This is a genomic window from Paenibacillus typhae, from assembly GCF_900099765.1.
Lineage (GTDB): Bacteria > Bacillota > Bacilli > Paenibacillales > Paenibacillaceae > Paenibacillus_AQ > Paenibacillus_AQ typhae.
The window spans coordinates 1-15797 of sequence record NZ_FNDX01000072.1; the positions used below are offsets into that span (position 1 = coordinate 1).

Here is a 15797-nt window from a genome sequence, read left to right on the forward strand (position 1 = left end):
GCATGCGCTTAAGATCGTTCGCGGAGCATGTAGAATGGCTCAATCCGAAGATTCAAGGATGGAGAAATTATTACTACACGAACTACAGCCAAAAGAGATTAGCGAAACTGGATTGGTATATTCTGCAACGCTTAACCCGGTGGTACGCAAAGAAGAGACAACGCGGGAGATGGATAAGTTCACGATCTGAGGTTAAGTATATGGCCAATAGGTATGGACTAAAAACGCTATTGTGATCTGCATGCACATGAATGACGAACATCGGAAAGCCGTATGAGGGAAAACCTCACGTACGGTTTGATGAGGAGGGGCTGGTTTAAACCCAGCCCTTTACTCTAGTAGGAAGGCGGGATTTGCGTATGCTAAAAAAAGATGCGGATAAACGCCCTGCTATGCTGTTTATGTCAGATTCTATCCCGCCGCCAGGTGATTTATGTCAATATAGCTGTACTCTGCTGATTGTGATACAAATAACAGGTTTCTCCTATCAGGTATGCTAGAATTTGCAGCAACAAAAGCGAAAAACAACCTTGCAGACAGCATATCATTGTGTTATATTGTATATAGATTTAGATTGAGTCTAAATACAATAACAAATAAATTCACTATAGGAGGCTATTAAGAATGAGTACTCAAGTCAATAATCAGACTGAACTTCATGCTGCATTGAACCGCCAGACTGCAAACTGGACCCTGCTCGGAGTGAAACTGCATCACTACCACTGGTATGTGAGCGGACCCCAATTCTTCACCCTGCATGCCAAGTTCGAAGAGCTCTACACCGAGGCTGCCACCTATGTGGATGATCTGGCTGAACGTCTGCTCGCTATCGGCGGTAAGCCGGCTTCGTCAATGACCCAATACCTCGCGCTCTCCGAGCTGAAGGAAGCTGCCGGCGGCGAAAGTGCAAAAGAAATGGTTGCCCAGCTGATTAAGGATTTTGCACATGTCTCCGAAGAGCTCAAGAGTGCGATCTCCGCTGCGGAGGAGCTCAGCGACCAGCCGACGGCTGATCTTCTGATCGGAATCAGAACCAGTGTTGAGAAGAATGCCTGGATGCTGAATGCTTATCTGGCTTAATAACAACTGCTTGATGAATGGCTAAGCTGCTTTGCCCTGTGCAGGCTGCTGGAGTATTAAAGTGCCCGTGCGATAACCGCACGGGCATTTTTGATATATCGCCTATTTAATGAATACACCGCCGAATGGCAGCACCTCACGCAGAAAACGCTTGATGATTCCATCCTCGTCATGCTCCCGTTCAAAGCGGCGGCTCTGGCGGCCTGCCTGAAACAGCACCGGCCCGTGGCCGGTCATTTTCCAGTGATAGCTCATATGCTGGCTGGCCAGATGATTGCCGTACACGGTCAGCTCGAGCCTGGCGTTCTCCGGATAGGCAATAATACTGCCTGCATCCACATACAGCGGCTCCGTCGGATGCAGTTCAGCCTCGCAGACCGTTCCTTCGGTAAGAATGCCGATGCTGCCGTGGCCGGCAAATTTCACCTTCACCACATCACGGGTCACCAGCATATTCTTCATGCTCAGTACGCGTGTCTGCATTGTAATTCCATTACTGTAGAAGAACAGGTGCCTGAAATCATAGAGCAGATCGCTTTTGCCGTCCAGCTGCAGGGTTTTGACCTTGTAGCCGGGAGGAAGCGCTGCGACAAACCGGCAAGGTCCGGACAGATCAGAACGGATCAGCTTGCGCTTGCGGTACATGCCCTTGACATTCATCAGCCGGTCAGCCCTTCCGGAAGAAGGGCCCTGATATGCGATGATCTGCTGAGGATGCAGGACATGAACCTCTTCATTCTCCCCGACAGTAAAAGCAATGGCTTGTCCGCTGCTGCTGTCACCTTCATCCTGGATGTCAACGTTCATCGTTCATCCTCCTTCCTGTTAAGAGAGAACCAGATACTGCGTTAACGCAGCCTGTCGCGCAGGCTGTCGCTTTTTGTGGAGCGGTGGCGCATCATAAAGCGCAGCAGCCGGATGATAACAAAATAGCCAAGAATAAGGGCAATTCCGGTTATCACTGTAACCTTGATCCGGTTATAATAATTTTCCCGCTCGGTGCGGTCATTTTTGAGTTCATCAACAACGAGGCTGAGCTGGCGGTTCTGCTCCTGCAGGGCCTCATTCTGGGCGCGGTAGCTCTCCATCTGCTCCAGCGTCTGCCCCAGCTGGCTCTGGGTTTCCCCTAGTGCATCAACGGTCTGGCCGAGCTGATCCTTGGTCTGCTGGAGCTCTTCAACAGTCTCCTGATAGCTCTGCTGCAGCTTATTCACTTCGCCCGGCAGCTCTGAGAAGTTCTGTAATCCATTATATAAATCACTGAAATAATTGGCCTCTGCTGCCGGAGCCGGCAGGTAAACGGACAGACCGAGCAGCAGCAGGGCTGATAGCGTCAGCTTCTTCCATGTGCGGGTTAAAGATTTTATAAGTTTCATATCATTCACCACCTGAAAATAGGTTCGTACTTACTATTATTTTAGCATAGAGGGGCAGGCCCTGGCACTTTTGATCGAAGTCTGGCAGCTTTTTGAAGTCTGGCTGACAGACAGTGTGTGATTTTGGCGGAAAAGATCAGTTTAAGGACTTTTACCCTGCGGCCTGCAGCAGTAACCAAAGAGTAATACAGCGATTCGGACAGGCAGGTTTCATTTGGCTTTTCTAAAATAATGAATATAACGTATACTGTGAACGGGGAGGGCTGATCGTATGAATAAATGGCTGAAAACCGTGCTGTTTCTCGCAGGCTCTGCGCTTTTGACACGTCTGATTCCATTCTCATCGGTGTTCCGCAATCTGGATACGATGTTCCACGAATTCGGGCATGCGCTCGTAACCCTGCTGCTCTCGGGACAAGTGCTGAGGATCGAGCTGTATGCAGACCATAGCGGTGTAACCTATTCGGCTGTTGAAGCAGGACTTCGGCCAGTGCTGGTAGCCCTTTCGGGTTATCCGTTGGCATCGCTGTTTGCATTGCTGCTCTTTTATTTGTACGCTGCAGGGCGTGAACGCTGGGGGCTGCTGCTATCCTCACTGGTCGCTCTGATTATGCTGGTGCTGTACGTCAGGGGCGGCTTCGGCATGCTCTGGCTGGGCGGATTCATTGCCCTTAATCTGTCCCTGCTGTACATCTGGCCCAAGGCACTCAAATACTATTATCTGTTCCTGGCCTTTCTGACGCTGGAAGAGTCTGTAATGGGCACATTGTTTCTGCTCTCAGCATCGCTGCTGTCACCGTCCAGAGCGGGAGATGCGGCAAATCTGGCCGGACATACCGTTCTGCCTGCCATTTTCTGGGCTGCATTATTCTTTCTGTTTGCCTTGCTTTGTGCCAAATGGTCACTTGCCTGCTTTTTCAGAAAGGAACGTGCGAAGGTTACAAGAGGGAGCCGGTGAAGGTCAGATGAGAATTTCGTCAGATTTAGACAAAAGGACATCAATTTAAAAAGAGTCAATCTGCTTTTTAAGCAGTTTGGCTCTTTTTTTGTCGATAATATAGAGGCGAACATACATTCCATGACAAGGAGTTGTCCGCCATTATTGGTACATTAATAGAAGAACCAAAAAAAGAAAGAGGTGGAAATATGCAAGCAAGTATCCAGCCCATATTTACATGGAGCCGGAGCCGGATTTTTGCCGGAGCATCCCGGAATTTAATATTGCTTGTGGAATGGAAAGGGTTGAACCAGCGTGAGGAGGTGCGCAAGAAAAGCCGCAAGCTGGTGGCAAAGGAGATCGAACTTCGTATCTGGCTGGAAGCACATCTGACCTTTATCGAGGCATACGGCTGTACCGCTGAAGCCGGGGAAGGGAGATCCCTGCTTCTGAAGCTGGGCAAGATCAATGCCGGAGTCCGCAAGTACATCTGCCTGGAATTTAAAACCGAGGGTATGCCTGCCGGAATCCATGAGGCGCTATGGCTGCAGTGGCAATACAAGCAGCCGCCGGTGGAACGGATCAGGGAGCTGCCGCTGCAAAAGCTTGGACTCGAATATACGCATCATACCGATGCGCTCGCTCTGGACAACTGCTTTCATGTTGAAAAGCATCTGGAGCTTCTGAAGATTGTAAAGGTGCTCGAGGAGGCGCCATTGTCAGGCAGCAGTAGAAGGGATCTGGTGCTGGAGGAGAGGCTGCGCAGACAGGCAGATAAACTCCTGCTGCTGGCAGCACGTTCAGGCGATATGCAGCTGGTGAAGGAGGCTGAAGTGCTATATAAGCAGCTTGAAGCCTAGCAGGCACAATTCAACCGGATAAGCAGTGTTACATACATAACAGAATCACCCGATATTGAATAGGGTGCTTAACAGCTCGTGTAATATAAATGTGGTAATGTAGTAAAATAGTTCTATTATCTTTTTGTGACTCGGTTATTTGATTCTCATTTATAGATAAATATAACTAAATTATTAAAAATAATGGGTCTATTTTACCATATATCAAGGGGAACTGAAAAATGACAGACCGATTAATCCGGCTGATGCGCATCATCACGCTAGTGCAGGCAAAACCTGGGATTCTGGCGCGTGAGCTGGCAGAACGCTGCGGCAACAGCGAAAGAACGATTTATCGGGATATGGATGCGCTCAGCGCCATGCATATTCCGATTACCCACTTGGGGCATGGGAAGGGATATGCTTTTATCGGTAATTTTGCATTGTACCCTTTAGATCTCACAGATGACGAGGCGGCTGCCTTTTCACAGCTGCGTAAAGTGATGAAAGAAATCAAGCCTTTGCTGCCTGCTGAATTTGAAACTGCCTATGAAAAAATAATGGCTGCACAATATAAGCAAAGGGCGGAAAGGGAAGAAACGATGGAAAGTGTGAGAAAGGAAGCCGGGCAGCCCGGCGCAGACTGGAATTCCATGCAGCTGGAGCCGTCTGTATTTCTTACGGAAATCCTGTCAGCTGTAATGAAGCAGCGGAGCATGCAGGCAGACTATTGTGAGAATGGCAAGGAGGAGCAGGCGCTCCAGATTGACCCCTACTGTCTAGTTCCGCTGGAGAACCGGATTTATCTGATTGCTGCCTGTCGCCGATTCGGAAGAATTCGTGCTTTTCATATTAACGGCTTCTCCAAGGTAAAGACGCTGAATAACTGGTTTTCCAAGGAACGCTTTGACCTGCAGGACTTTATGTCACAAAAATGGAGTCTTGATCAGGACAGTGTACAGATCGAATTCAGAATCCGGTTCTCTGAGCGGATGATGGAGCGGCTGAAGTATGAAGAACTGCCGGTAAAGCCTAGCAAGGTGGACAGACAGAATAGCTGTCTGCACTTCAGGATGGCTATTGAGCAGGATATCGCTTTTGTCCGCTGGCTGATGAAGTTTGAGGAGGAGGCTGAGATCCTGGAGCCGTTTTATTACAGGGATGTCCTCAGATATCATATGGAACAATGGCTGATGCTATACAAATAATAGGGATACATCAGAAACTGTTCCTGTTATACCCTGGCTTTAGACCCGTAATGCAGGCAACGAATCTGTTTCGTGTGTATTTGACCTTTGTTCAATTTATATTATATATAACTGTTCATAACTAAATATAAACAAACATAACTAAACATATAGTATTGTAAAAAAGGATGTGCTAAAATAACACCAAAATATACAGATACATAGGTAGGAGGAATCCAAATGTTCAAGAAGCTAGCTGTAATCATCATGTCTGTTTTCCTTGTATCAGGTGCATCGGCAGCAACGCCCGGACTTGAGGTACAGGCAGCAGCCAAGAAAACAGAGATCATCGTATCCGCAGCGGCCAGCCTGCAGGACAGCCTGGACAAAATTGCGGTACAGTATGAGAAGCAGCATCCAGATATTGATCTTGTCTTCAATTATGGGGCTTCCGGCACGCTTCAGAAGCAGATTGAACAAGGTGCTCCGGCGGACCTGTTCTTCTCTGCCGGGGATAAGCAGATGAAGGCACTGGTGGACGGGGGGCTTATCTCGGAGAGTAGGCAGCTCTTGAAGAATCAGCTGGTACTGGTTGTTCCCGTAAGCTCCAAAACAAAAATCACTTCTATTACACAGCTTACTGATAAAGCCTTTAAAAAGGTGGCCGTCGGCCAGCCTGAATCGGTGCCTGCCGGCCAGTATGCCCAGCAGTCATTGACTGCCAAGAAGGTATGGGATACGCTGCAGAGCAAGCTGGTCTTTGCCAAGGATGTCCGTCAGGTGCTCTCCTATGTGGAGACAGGGAATGCGGATGCAGGCTTCGTATACAAGACGGATGCCCTCACTTCCGCCAAGGTAAAGATCGCGCTTACTGTAGGCGCACATGTGCATAAGGCCATTAATTACCCTGTAGGCATTGTCAAGGAATCGGATCATCAGGCAGAAGCCAAAGCCTTCTACAATTATGTTCAGACCAAGGCAGCAGGCAGCATCTTCACAAGCGACGGATTCTCACTGGCGGATTAATTCATCGAATGAAGATAAGCGGGGTGGAAGCGGATGGAGATTAATTGGACTGAATTTTTCGCCCCGGTCTGGCTTTCAGTCAAAATCGCAGTAATTACCAGCATTATTGTATTTATTCTGGCAACCTATGCGGCCAAGCTAATGGCCGGCCGCAAATTCCCGGGTTACAGTCTGCTGGAGACTGTGCTGATGCTGCCGCTTGTCCTGCCGCCGACGGTTGTCGGATTTGTGCTTCTGGTCATTCTGGGACGCAGGAGCTGGATTGGCGGGCTGTACGAGCGGCTTACGGAGCAGACCATTCTGTTTACATGGGGAGCGGCGGTGATAGCTGCTGTAGTCGTTGCCTTTCCGCTGGTCTACCGGACAGTCAAGGCCGGATTTGAGGATGTGGATAAGGATCTTGAGGACGCCGCACGCGCTCAGGGGGCCAGCGAGCTGCAGGTTCTGCGGTATGTGACGCTGCCGCTGGCAGGACGGGCGCTGGCTGCCGGATTTGTGCTGGGCTTCGCCCGGGGGCTGGGTGAGTTCGGGGCAACCATCATGGTAGCCGGGAATATTCCGGGGCGTACCCAGACTGTACCGACGGCAATCTATGTTGCTGTTGACGGAGGCAATATGACCCTTGCCTGGATGTGGGTCTTTTCAATCATAGTCATTTCTGCGCTTATGCTGATGTTCGTTAACCGCCGTTCCTGAACGGTGAGAGGGTACGATTACATACAAAAACTCCGGCTTTGCCTGTTCAGTCAGGGAAAGCCGGAGTTTTTGTTTCTGCGGCCAAGCGTTAAGTTTCGTAGATAATTTCACCGGTTCCTGTAAGATCGTAGCTGTGAATCGTATTAAGCTCGCTCTTGAAAGCCTGGGAACGCAAAATATCAAGCACTGCGCCAATCCACTGTTCATTCTCCGGCTTCTTGAGCATCACAAGATCATAACGCTCCTGAATCAGCGGGATGAACTCCAGACCTTCAATGATTTTGGCGGCCTTCTCTATGCCGATGCCGACATCGGCTTCACCGCGGGCCACACGGCCGGCTACCGCCAGATGGCTGTTCTCCTCGGTTCCATACCCGCTCAGTCCGGCTGCAGGAATGCCGTGCAGCCGCAGCTGTTCGTCCAGCAGCACACGGACGCCGGAGCCGCGCTCACGGTTAATCAGCTTCAGGCCCGGCTGCTGCAAATCCTGCCAGCCGCGGATATTCTGCGGATTCCCCTGCCTCACATAGAGCCCGGCGCTGCGGGTCAGCATATGGACAACAAGATAGGGAAAGCCTACCAGCAGCTTGCGGATATACGGGAGGTTATATTCCCCGGTATCGCCGTCCAGCAGATGGGTGCTGACGATATCCGACTCGCCGTTGTACATGGCGATCAGGCTGTCGAGACTGCCCGCATAAGAACGAAGCGGGCGGGAGGAGGGCAGGCTGCGCTCCAGATGGGTAGCGAGGATATCAAGAGACATGTCCTGCCCGGTAATCACTATGTTCGTTGCAGTAGCCTTAACCGGTCCGCCACCAGGCTGGGTAAGGTGAAGCGGAGGCGAGAAGGTGGCCGGCGGCAGAACAAACGGTATACCCGTCTGCAAAGGGACGGGGGCGGCAGCGGCTCCCTGCGTCGCTGCAGACGCACTTGTGCTGCGCGAATTCTGCTTATAAGCCTCCAGATCAGAGTGGTCTACCCTCATCTGTTTGCCGACACGGTATGACGGCAGCTCACCTTTTTTGATCAGGTCATAGACCTTTAATTTCGATATCTTCAACAGCCGGGCGATTTCCTCGGTTGTATAGGAAGTATTCTCGGACATGGGATAAAGCCTCCTAGAGGTGCACTGCGGCAGCGCCCTATCAGTCTAAATGATAGATCAAGCCTACCTTATTTTGAGAGCCTGTGCAATTAAAGAACCTCAGGAGGCCGGGCAGTCCCTAATAGGCCAGCTGCCTGCTGTCTCCCGCCTTCTCGGAGACTGACAGTCCGATCAGTTCGGAGACGGTAATAAACCGGTATCCCTGCTTCTCCAGGGCAGGCAGAATGATCTGCAGGGCTTCATGCGTTTGGGATTGCCCGTGAACATAGTCGTGGAAGAGCACAATATCGCCGTTATGGGCGTTTTTGATGACTTTGTTTGAAATTTTCCACACCCCCGGACGGTTCCAGTCGCGTGTATCCTGGTGCCAAGACCACAGCACAGGCTTCAGTCCCATGCGGTTCGACACATTGACCAGCGTCTCATCATACATCCCGCCCGGCGGGCGGAACAGGCTGCTGTGCCGGCCTGTGACCTTTACAATCTCGTCCTCCGTCTGCTTCAGCTCCTTCATAGCCTGCTCTACCGAGATGGGCCGTTTGAAATACACATGGTTATACGTGTGATTGGCCAGCTCATGGCCTTCGGAGATAACCCGGCTGGCGATCTCAGGATAGGCGGCGATTTTTTTACCGATGGCAAAAAAGGTGCACTTTGCGTTATATTCCTGCAGCACATCGAGAATTTTGGCGGTATCAGTCGGATCAGGACCATCATCAAAGGTTAGGGCAATCACCTTCTGTTTGGTTGGCACCTCCCAGATGATGTCCCCTTTCTGCTCGTGATACTGGCGGTTCTTGACATCGGAACGGGCCAGGGCGAGACTTGACCAGCTGACCATTAGCATAAGCAGGGCCAGTCCTGCTGCAGATATTCGACGAAATCTTTTCATGGTTTGTCAGTTTCACTCCATAGCGGACCCGTGTGCGGGGAACGGGCTATTTTGACCTTAGAATGCTCCATTCCTGTGCTGAAATATTCACGGCAGGTGTGGAATCGTCTTTTTCTATTTTAGAGTGAAAGTTCTGCCGGAAATGACTATAATGAAGTACTAAATACAGAACATGGATAGGGGCAGCGGATATGACACTAATTGAGAAAAGAGAGCACAGGCAATATCCGGAGATTACCCGTCTGGAGACATCAAGAGCCGCGTACGAACGCGACTATTCACGCCTGATTCACTCACCAACCTTCCGCCGGCTGCAGGGCAAATCACAGGTATTCGGCGCCGGCACCGGCGATTATTACCGGACCCGTCTGACCCACTCGCTCGAGGTGGCGCAGATTGCCCGCGAGGCAGCCAAAAGCCTGTTGCGTTCTTATCCCGAGGTGGAAACCGGACAGGCAGACAATCCCGGGCTTGTCATTGATCCTGAAGTGGTGGAATGTGCAGCCATCGCCCATGATTTCGGCCATCCCCCGTTCGGGCATAAGGGGGAAGAGGTGCTGGACAACATCCTGGAGCAGCTAATCGCCAAAAAAACAGCCGAGGAAGCGTTGAAATCAGGCGCCGGCCCGGTGCAGAAGCAGACGATCGAAGGAAATATGAAGCGGCAGTATGAACATTTTGAGGGTAATGCGCATAACTTCCGGCTGATCATGTTCCTGGAGAAACGCGAGAATATCGACGGGCTGAACCTGTCCGATGCTGTGCTGCTGGGGATCAATAAATATCCATTTCCCGGCACGGTGCTGAAGAAGGGCATGTATCTGTCCGAATGGAATTATATCTCGGAGATCCGCAAGGACTGGGGAATTCCTGACGGCAAAAAGACGCTGGAGGCCCAGCTGATGGACCTGTGCGACGACATCGCCTATTCCGCGCATGATCTGGAGGACGGGATCAAGGCGGGCAAAATTGAAGTCCATGAGCATTTTATGCACGATGCCTATATCCAGCGGCTGATTGTGGAGAAGATCACGACACTGGAGGATTCCTTCTGGAAGGGCTGGCAGCCTGAAGCGATCCATATCAAGGTGGAGGCTGTGCTGAGCGAGTTCCTGAGAGTCTGGATGGACAAGATGCCAACCTGCGAAAATGATTATTCCCGTACGCGCCGGGAGGTAAAGGCTTATTGGGTAAGCACCTTCGTCGCCAGTCTCGGGGTCATTTCCGACGGGGACTGGAAGAAGGTCACGTTCATCAAGGATGGCGCGGAGGATGAGGATATGCTGCGGACGGTCAGTGTGCTCAAAAGCTTCGCCTGGGTTACGATGATCCGCGACCTGCGCGTGCAGCGCCTGCAAAAACGCAGTGAATGGATCCTCCGCCGGCTGTGGGGGGCGTTCAATGATCCGGAGACCTCCAAGGCGATCATTCCGAGTGACTGGCTGCAGCGCTTTGAGAAGGACCAGCGGCAGCAGAAGCCGATCTGGACCTGGGAGCATATGGTGATCGACTATATCGCCGGGATGACGGATGCTTTTGCCGAAAAAATCTATAACGAGCTATACGGCCTGAAGGTGGGCTCCATTTACGACCTGGATTAAGCCGTTCAGAAAGACCGGACTCCCTGCGGGAGCCCGGTTTTTTGTCGCTGGACCATGATTCCGAATATATGACATCATCTAAAAATATTCGTAATTCCTGCCGAAATATAAAGAGTAGTCTATCGTTTTGCCTAATTGTGAAAATGAAAGCAATCGATTGTAAATTACGTGTAAGGTTTTCGGAAATCAGAGGGGGCATAGTTGTGGGAAAAGAGCGGAATCGTATGGAATCCGTACTGATGCAGACAAAAGGTACTATGAAAAAGGTCATGGAGGCCAGAAAAAAAAGCGTTGGAGCTAAAATCGCCACAGGCTACGCAGCCTTGGCCCTACTGGTTCTGCTAATCGGGGGTACCTCCCTCTATCAAATGTACAATATGCAGGAAAACACAGGGGAAATTGTTGAAAAAGCAATACCGGCGCTTAATCAGGTGCATGACATCAACTATTATACAGAGCACATTATGGCGCTCAGCATGCAGCATATTCTCAATACTGACGGTACAGAAAAGGCAAACCTTGAAGAACAAAGGGCTCAGACGATCCGCAAGGTTGCCGATATAATGAAGCTTTACAGGGAATCGCTTAACGGTGACACAGGACTGGAGCAGCTGTCAGCCCTTAGTGACAAATGGAATGAATACATGACGATCAATAATCAGGCTATCAGGCTCAGTGACGAGGGAAATGAGGAGCTGGCGCTGGAGGTCTCTCAAAAAGGAATTAAAGCCTTTAATGCAATGCAGATTGATCTGGAGGCGCTGGTCAAGCACAGCCAGGAGGATGCCGAGCAGGAAGGGAGGCGCTCGGAGGATGCATTTCACACCTCGCTTACTATTATCAGTATAATCATACTGCTTGTACTGCTGATTATCGGCCTGATCAATATGGTAATCCGTAAGACGATTATTAACCCGATCAAGGCAGTAACAGCCCATCTGCAGCGGATTGCGGAAGGGGATCTGACCTCGGAGGATACCCTGATCCGCAATGAGGATGAAATCGGGCGGCTTGCCAAAACAGCCAATGACACAAACCGGACGCTGCTTGCGATCGTCGGCCAGATCCGTAATGTCTCGGGGCTCATCGCCCTGCAGGGCGATGAGCTGGTCCGCACGGTGTCAGGGACCAAAGAAGGAAGCAGTCAGATTGCCGTTACAATGGAGGAGCTGGCTAATGCAGCTGGCAGTCAGGCGGAATCGGCAGTGGAAGCATCCAAGGCGGTTGAGGATCTGAACAAGCTGATCAGTGACTTTGCCGGCAAGGGGAATGAGCTGCTGCAGCATTCGGATCAGGTGCGTACCAAAGGCGAGCGGGGCAGGGCGTTAATGGAAAGTTCAGTGGCGCAGATGGGCCAGATTGCCGAAGTTGTATCCCAGTCGATGGATACGGTGGAGGAGCTGAACCGCAAGAATGAAGGGATCTTCCGGCTGGTTGGCTCCATCCGCAGCATCTCCGAACAGACTCATCTGCTGGCCATCAACGCGGCGATAGAGGCAGCCAGAGCGGGGGACAGCGGCCGCGGATTCGCAGTCGTAGCCCAGGAGGTGCGCAAGCTGTCGGAGGATGTGCAGCAGACCGTATCCGAAATCACCAGCATCACCCAGGGAATTCAGGCGGATTCCAGAGAGATGGTGGAACAGCTGCGGGAAGGTGTCCTGAAGACGGAGGAGGGCGGCCGGCAGATTCTTGAGACCGGCAGCGCCCTGGCAGATATTAACCGCTCGGTGGATGTAATGGCCGTCACGATTGATAATATGGGCGGAGACATACGGAAAATGGCCGGTGCAAGTGAGACGATGAATGAATTCAGCCAGCATATCTCGGCACTTGCCCAGCAGTCGGCAGCAGGGGTGGAGGAGACGTCAGCCTCTGCCAATGAGCAGGTGCAGGCGACCAGTGCGGTGGCAGCCGGCATCGGCCAGCTGCGCAGCCGTCTGGTGGAGCTTGAGGAGTCGGTAACGCGTTTCCGGATATAACAGCGGTCAACAACAGACAAAGAGGTATTCCCGGCCGGGTAAGGCTGCCGGGAATACCTCTTTTTTATAATTTGAGCCGGGATGTTAAACGATATTAGTATTGCCGGCTATAATCGACCAGGTTACGGGAAGGCTGGCCGTCCTTCAGGTAAGCTTGTACATTCCCGGTAAAGAGCTCTACGATCCGGTCGGCATAACGGTCCGTCGTACCGGCGCAGTGCGGTGTAATAATGACCTGCTCCATGCCCCAGAGGGGATGTTCAGAAGGGAGCGGTTCGGGGTCAAAGACATCGAGACCCGCTCCGGACAGCTGCCCGCTGTTCAGCGCGGTCATAAGGGCCTCCGTATCCGTGGTCGCCCCGCGTCCGATATTGATATAATAAGCCCCCTGCGGACAGGCATTAAACACATCGGCATTAAAGAGTCCCTTCGTTTCGTCGGTAAGCGGCAGGGTGTTGATCAGAAAGTCAGCAGATCCGGCTGCTTCCTGAAGCTGTGCAGTGGTGTAGACCTTGTCAAACCCGTCAACCTCTGAGCCTGAGCGGCTGATTCCGATGGTTTTCATCCGGAAGGCCTTGGCGATTCTGGCGGTCTCGCTTCCTATGGAGCCCGTTCCGGCAATGACAGCTGTTTTACCGGTCAGCTCGCTTTCCTTGCCGTCCGAATGCCATTTGCGTTCCAGCTGATTGCGGATCGCTGTGTGAAGGTTCCGGGTAAACATCAGCATGAATCCGATAATAACGGCTGTGATCGGCTCGGCATGGACGCCGCTGGCATTCGTCAGAAGGATGCCACGCTCCTCTAGCTTCCCGAGCGGCAGCTTCTCCACGCCGGCAGACCAGGTCTGGACCCAGCGGAGCGGAGAACCCGGCTGCAGTACAGTATCTGCTATGCCTTTGCCCCAGCCGATTATAATTTCCGCGCGGGCAAGCTGATCAAGATCCGGGCTTTTGGCATTTCCCAGTGTAAGGGTATAACCCGGAGCGGCGGCGAGAATGGTCTCCTGCTGCTGAGAAGTAAGTGGCTGCAAACAAACAATGGATTTAGTGATGATGGTTCCCTCCCGTTATACAAATTTCGTAAAATTGGCTGATCTTGTATACAATAAGGATATCAAATCTGTCCCGAAAGGTGAAATACACATGGAAAACCGTTTGACCGGCCGTGATCCTGAGCGTCTGTTTGTTGCTGTGAAGCTGCCTGAAGAGCAGGGAAAGCTGCTGGGACAGGAAGCGGCCGCACTGTCTTCAAGGCTGAAATTCGCCAAATGGACATATCCCGATGATTATCATATTACCCTCCAGTTTCTGGGTGACACCCCGGCTGCCCAAATTCCCGCACTGCTTGCTGCCCTGAAGGTAATATCTGCCGGACAGGAGCCGTTCAGGCTCCATCTCGAAGAATGGGGAACCTTCGGTGCCCCGGAGTCGCCAAGAGTGCTGTGGGCCGGGATTTCCGGTGAGCTGGAGAAGCTCCAGGAGCTCCAGCGAAAAGTCGTATCGGCAAATTCGGCCCTGGGGTTTAAGACGGAAAAAAGATCCTATTCGCCGCACCTGACTTTAGCCCGTAAATACCGGGATGAACGCGTTTTCAGTACGGGGCTGCTGAGCGATATGCGGGACGGAACAGACAGAATAGAGAACAATTGTTCGGTAAAAGACTGGACGGTTGATGCTTTTGTGGTGTATGCTACTAGAATGCATGCCATTCCTATGTATGAAATGATCGGAAAAATGTCATTTTTCTAAGCTTAAATCGACAAGAAAGTTTTCAAAGCTTCCATTTTCGGTTACATACAATAGGAATGTGCCGTAAACTAGGAGGTAAGTGATGGAGATTTTTAAACAAAACCGCTGTATTGCGCTGCTGGTCGGCGTAATTCTAGTGTGTTTCTCAGCGATAAGCCTGTTTAGCCCCGGCGTTGTAACCGAAGGCCAGAATACACAGCAATTGGATAAATTAGCCGGAGCCGGCCATGCCGCAGCCGCAGCGCTGCAGGTACAGCAATCGTCAGCTCAGGAGAGGTCAAGCAGGATAAGCACCCCTGTCTTTTATACATCAGCAACAAGTCTTGGCCAGGTCTGGCAGGACAAGCAGCCCAAGGCGGAATGGTTCGATCCCGGTAAGCTGAAGCCCAAGCAGTCAGCTGTTAAACCAACCGTTCAGCCCAAAGCCACTCTGATGAAGGCCCCGCCGGCAGTGCAGACAGCACTCAAACAGGCGGCAGCCAAGGGGAATCAGACCGTAAACAAAGTCAAAACGGCATCTCAGCAAAATCCCCCCCTTAAATTGTTCTTCTCCCGGACAAAGCTACTAAACCAGGAACAGCAAGCGGAAGCAACCTGGAGCTACGCCGTATCCGAAGAAGACCTGCTACTGCTGCAAAAGATTGTAATGGCAGAAGCGGAGGGTGAACCGTACCAGGGCAAGGTGGCAGTCGCCAACGTTGTTCTGAACAGGCTACGGTCAGCCAATTTTCCCGACACTATATATGAGGTCATTTATCAGAAAAGCCAGTTTAGCCCGGTAGCTAACGGGCGTCTTAAACGTGTGAAACCGAATGAAGACAGCATAAAAGCGGTCAATGCCGCTCTTTCCGGAGTGAAAGAGGTTACGGACGATACGTATTTTTTCTTGTCGCTGCAGCTGGCCCAGGATCTGACCGTACATCATTCTCGAACCTATGCCAAGACCATCGGCAATCATACCTTTTATAAATAAAGGTCCTGCCTGCAGACAATCGAGTAGGAGGCTACCCATTGACTGAGTAGCCGACCTCTCACACCACCGTACGTACCGTTCGGTATACGGCGGTTCAATCGCATTAGTGCAATTTACGTAATTGCTCGTACTGTGCTGGGAAGTCATAATATCCCGCCAGTGCGAGCTTTTCGTTTGTTATGGAACGAGACAGTACAGGGCTTCCGGCGATACGCCAATAGCCAAGTCGGGAATTCCCCCACTGGTAGGCCTGCCACTCCGGTATCCCTAGCTTGTGTAGGTTTTGCACCTTTGTTTTGGGCTTCTTCCATTGCTTCCAGATGTACATTCGCAGGCGTCTTCGCAGCCATTCGCT

The 15797-nt window shown here is 51.4% G+C and carries 16 protein-coding genes and 1 pseudogene; 11 read left to right on the forward strand and 6 right to left on the reverse strand.

The genetic code is table 11. The features are described from left to right. Nucleotides 1-2 precede the first annotated feature (2 nt). Complete coding sequence (locus BLR64_RS29185) at nt 3-236, forward strand: group II intron maturase-specific domain-containing protein (protein ID WP_090718575.1); 234 nt, start codon at nt 3-5, stop codon at nt 234-236. Nucleotides 237-624: 388 nt separating this feature from the next. Next, nucleotides 625-1080 carry a Dps family protein gene (locus tag BLR64_RS29190; RefSeq protein WP_090720148.1) on the forward strand — a complete coding sequence of 152 codons (456 nt, stop codon included), beginning with the start codon at nt 625-627 and terminating at the stop codon, nt 1078-1080. Between the two features lie 102 nt (nt 1081-1182). Here BLR64_RS29190 and BLR64_RS29195 read toward each other — a convergent pair whose 3' ends face one another. Both BLR64_RS29195 and BLR64_RS29200 read right to left on the reverse strand, forming a co-directional pair. Continuing rightward, the gene (locus BLR64_RS29195) at nt 1183-1887 is read right to left on the reverse strand and encodes an AIM24 family protein (RefSeq protein ID WP_090720150.1); all 705 of its coding nucleotides are present in this window, start codon (nt 1885-1887) and stop codon (nt 1183-1185) included. Between the two features lie 41 nt (nt 1888-1928). After that, nucleotides 1929-2456: a coiled-coil domain-containing protein gene (locus tag BLR64_RS29200; protein WP_090720152.1), complete on the reverse strand. Its 528-nt coding sequence runs from the start codon at nt 2454-2456 to the stop codon at nt 1929-1931. A gap of 271 nt (nt 2457-2727) precedes the next feature. Between BLR64_RS29200 and BLR64_RS29205 the strand changes: the two genes are divergently transcribed. From BLR64_RS29205 to modB, 5 genes are all read left to right on the forward strand, one after another. Next, nucleotides 2728-3414, forward strand: coding sequence for a M50 family metallopeptidase (locus BLR64_RS29205; RefSeq protein ID WP_090720154.1), 687 nt, complete (start codon nt 2728-2730; stop codon nt 3412-3414). 188 nt (nt 3415-3602) lie between these two features. Further along, nucleotides 3603-4253, forward strand: a complete 651-nt coding sequence (locus BLR64_RS29210; RefSeq protein ID WP_090720157.1) for a hypothetical protein — start codon at nt 3603-3605, stop codon at nt 4251-4253. Nucleotides 4254-4474: 221 nt separating this feature from the next. Further along, nucleotides 4475-5440 (forward strand): helix-turn-helix transcriptional regulator, encoded by a 966-nt coding sequence (locus BLR64_RS29215; RefSeq protein ID WP_090720159.1) that lies wholly within the window; start codon nt 4475-4477, stop codon nt 5438-5440. Between the two features lie 219 nt (nt 5441-5659). Beyond that, nucleotides 5660-6445: a molybdate ABC transporter substrate-binding protein gene (gene modA / locus BLR64_RS29220; protein WP_090720161.1), complete on the forward strand. Its 786-nt coding sequence runs from the start codon at nt 5660-5662 to the stop codon at nt 6443-6445. 33 nt (nt 6446-6478) lie between these two features. Then, on the forward strand, nt 6479-7141 hold the full coding sequence (gene modB / locus BLR64_RS29225; RefSeq protein WP_090720163.1) for a molybdate ABC transporter permease subunit: 663 nt from the start codon (nt 6479-6481) through the stop codon (nt 7139-7141). A gap of 88 nt (nt 7142-7229) precedes the next feature. Here modB and BLR64_RS29230 read toward each other — a convergent pair whose 3' ends face one another. Together BLR64_RS29230 and BLR64_RS29235 are read right to left on the reverse strand one after the other, a co-directional pair. Then, complete coding sequence (locus BLR64_RS29230; protein ID WP_090720165.1) at nt 7230-8249, reverse strand: substrate-binding domain-containing protein; 1020 nt, start codon at nt 8247-8249, stop codon at nt 7230-7232. 118 nt (nt 8250-8367) lie between these two features. Then, nucleotides 8368-9141 (reverse strand): polysaccharide deacetylase family protein, encoded by a 774-nt coding sequence (locus BLR64_RS29235; RefSeq protein WP_090720167.1) that lies wholly within the window; start codon nt 9139-9141, stop codon nt 8368-8370. A 191-nt stretch (nt 9142-9332) separates the two neighbouring features. Between BLR64_RS29235 and BLR64_RS29240 the strand changes: the two genes are divergently transcribed. Further along, nucleotides 9333-10742: a deoxyguanosinetriphosphate triphosphohydrolase family protein gene (locus tag BLR64_RS29240; RefSeq protein ID WP_090720169.1), complete on the forward strand. Its 1410-nt coding sequence runs from the start codon at nt 9333-9335 to the stop codon at nt 10740-10742. A gap of 203 nt (nt 10743-10945) precedes the next feature. Next, nucleotides 10946-12721, forward strand: coding sequence for a methyl-accepting chemotaxis protein (locus BLR64_RS29245; protein WP_167360807.1), 1776 nt, complete (start codon nt 10946-10948; stop codon nt 12719-12721). A 94-nt stretch (nt 12722-12815) separates the two neighbouring features. Here the strand turns inward: BLR64_RS29245 and BLR64_RS29250 are convergent, their stop codons facing one another. Then, nucleotides 12816-13751, reverse strand: coding sequence for a D-2-hydroxyacid dehydrogenase (locus BLR64_RS29250; RefSeq protein WP_244157878.1), 936 nt, complete (start codon nt 13749-13751; stop codon nt 12816-12818). Nucleotides 13752-13863: 112 nt separating this feature from the next. Here BLR64_RS29250 and thpR point away from each other — a divergent pair, with 112 nt between their 5' ends. Continuing rightward, complete coding sequence (thpR, locus tag BLR64_RS29255) at nt 13864-14469, forward strand: RNA 2',3'-cyclic phosphodiesterase (protein ID WP_167360808.1); 606 nt, start codon at nt 13864-13866, stop codon at nt 14467-14469. A gap of 82 nt (nt 14470-14551) precedes the next feature. After that, entirely contained in the window at nt 14552-15442 is an 891-nt protein-coding gene (locus tag BLR64_RS29260; RefSeq protein ID WP_090720177.1) for a cell wall hydrolase, read from the forward strand. A 103-nt stretch (nt 15443-15545) separates the two neighbouring features. On the opposite strand, the pseudogene BLR64_RS30640 reads toward BLR64_RS29260, so the two are convergent. Further along, a pseudogene (locus tag BLR64_RS30640) lies at nt 15546-15797 on the reverse strand (group II intron reverse transcriptase/maturase); the annotation flags it as partial.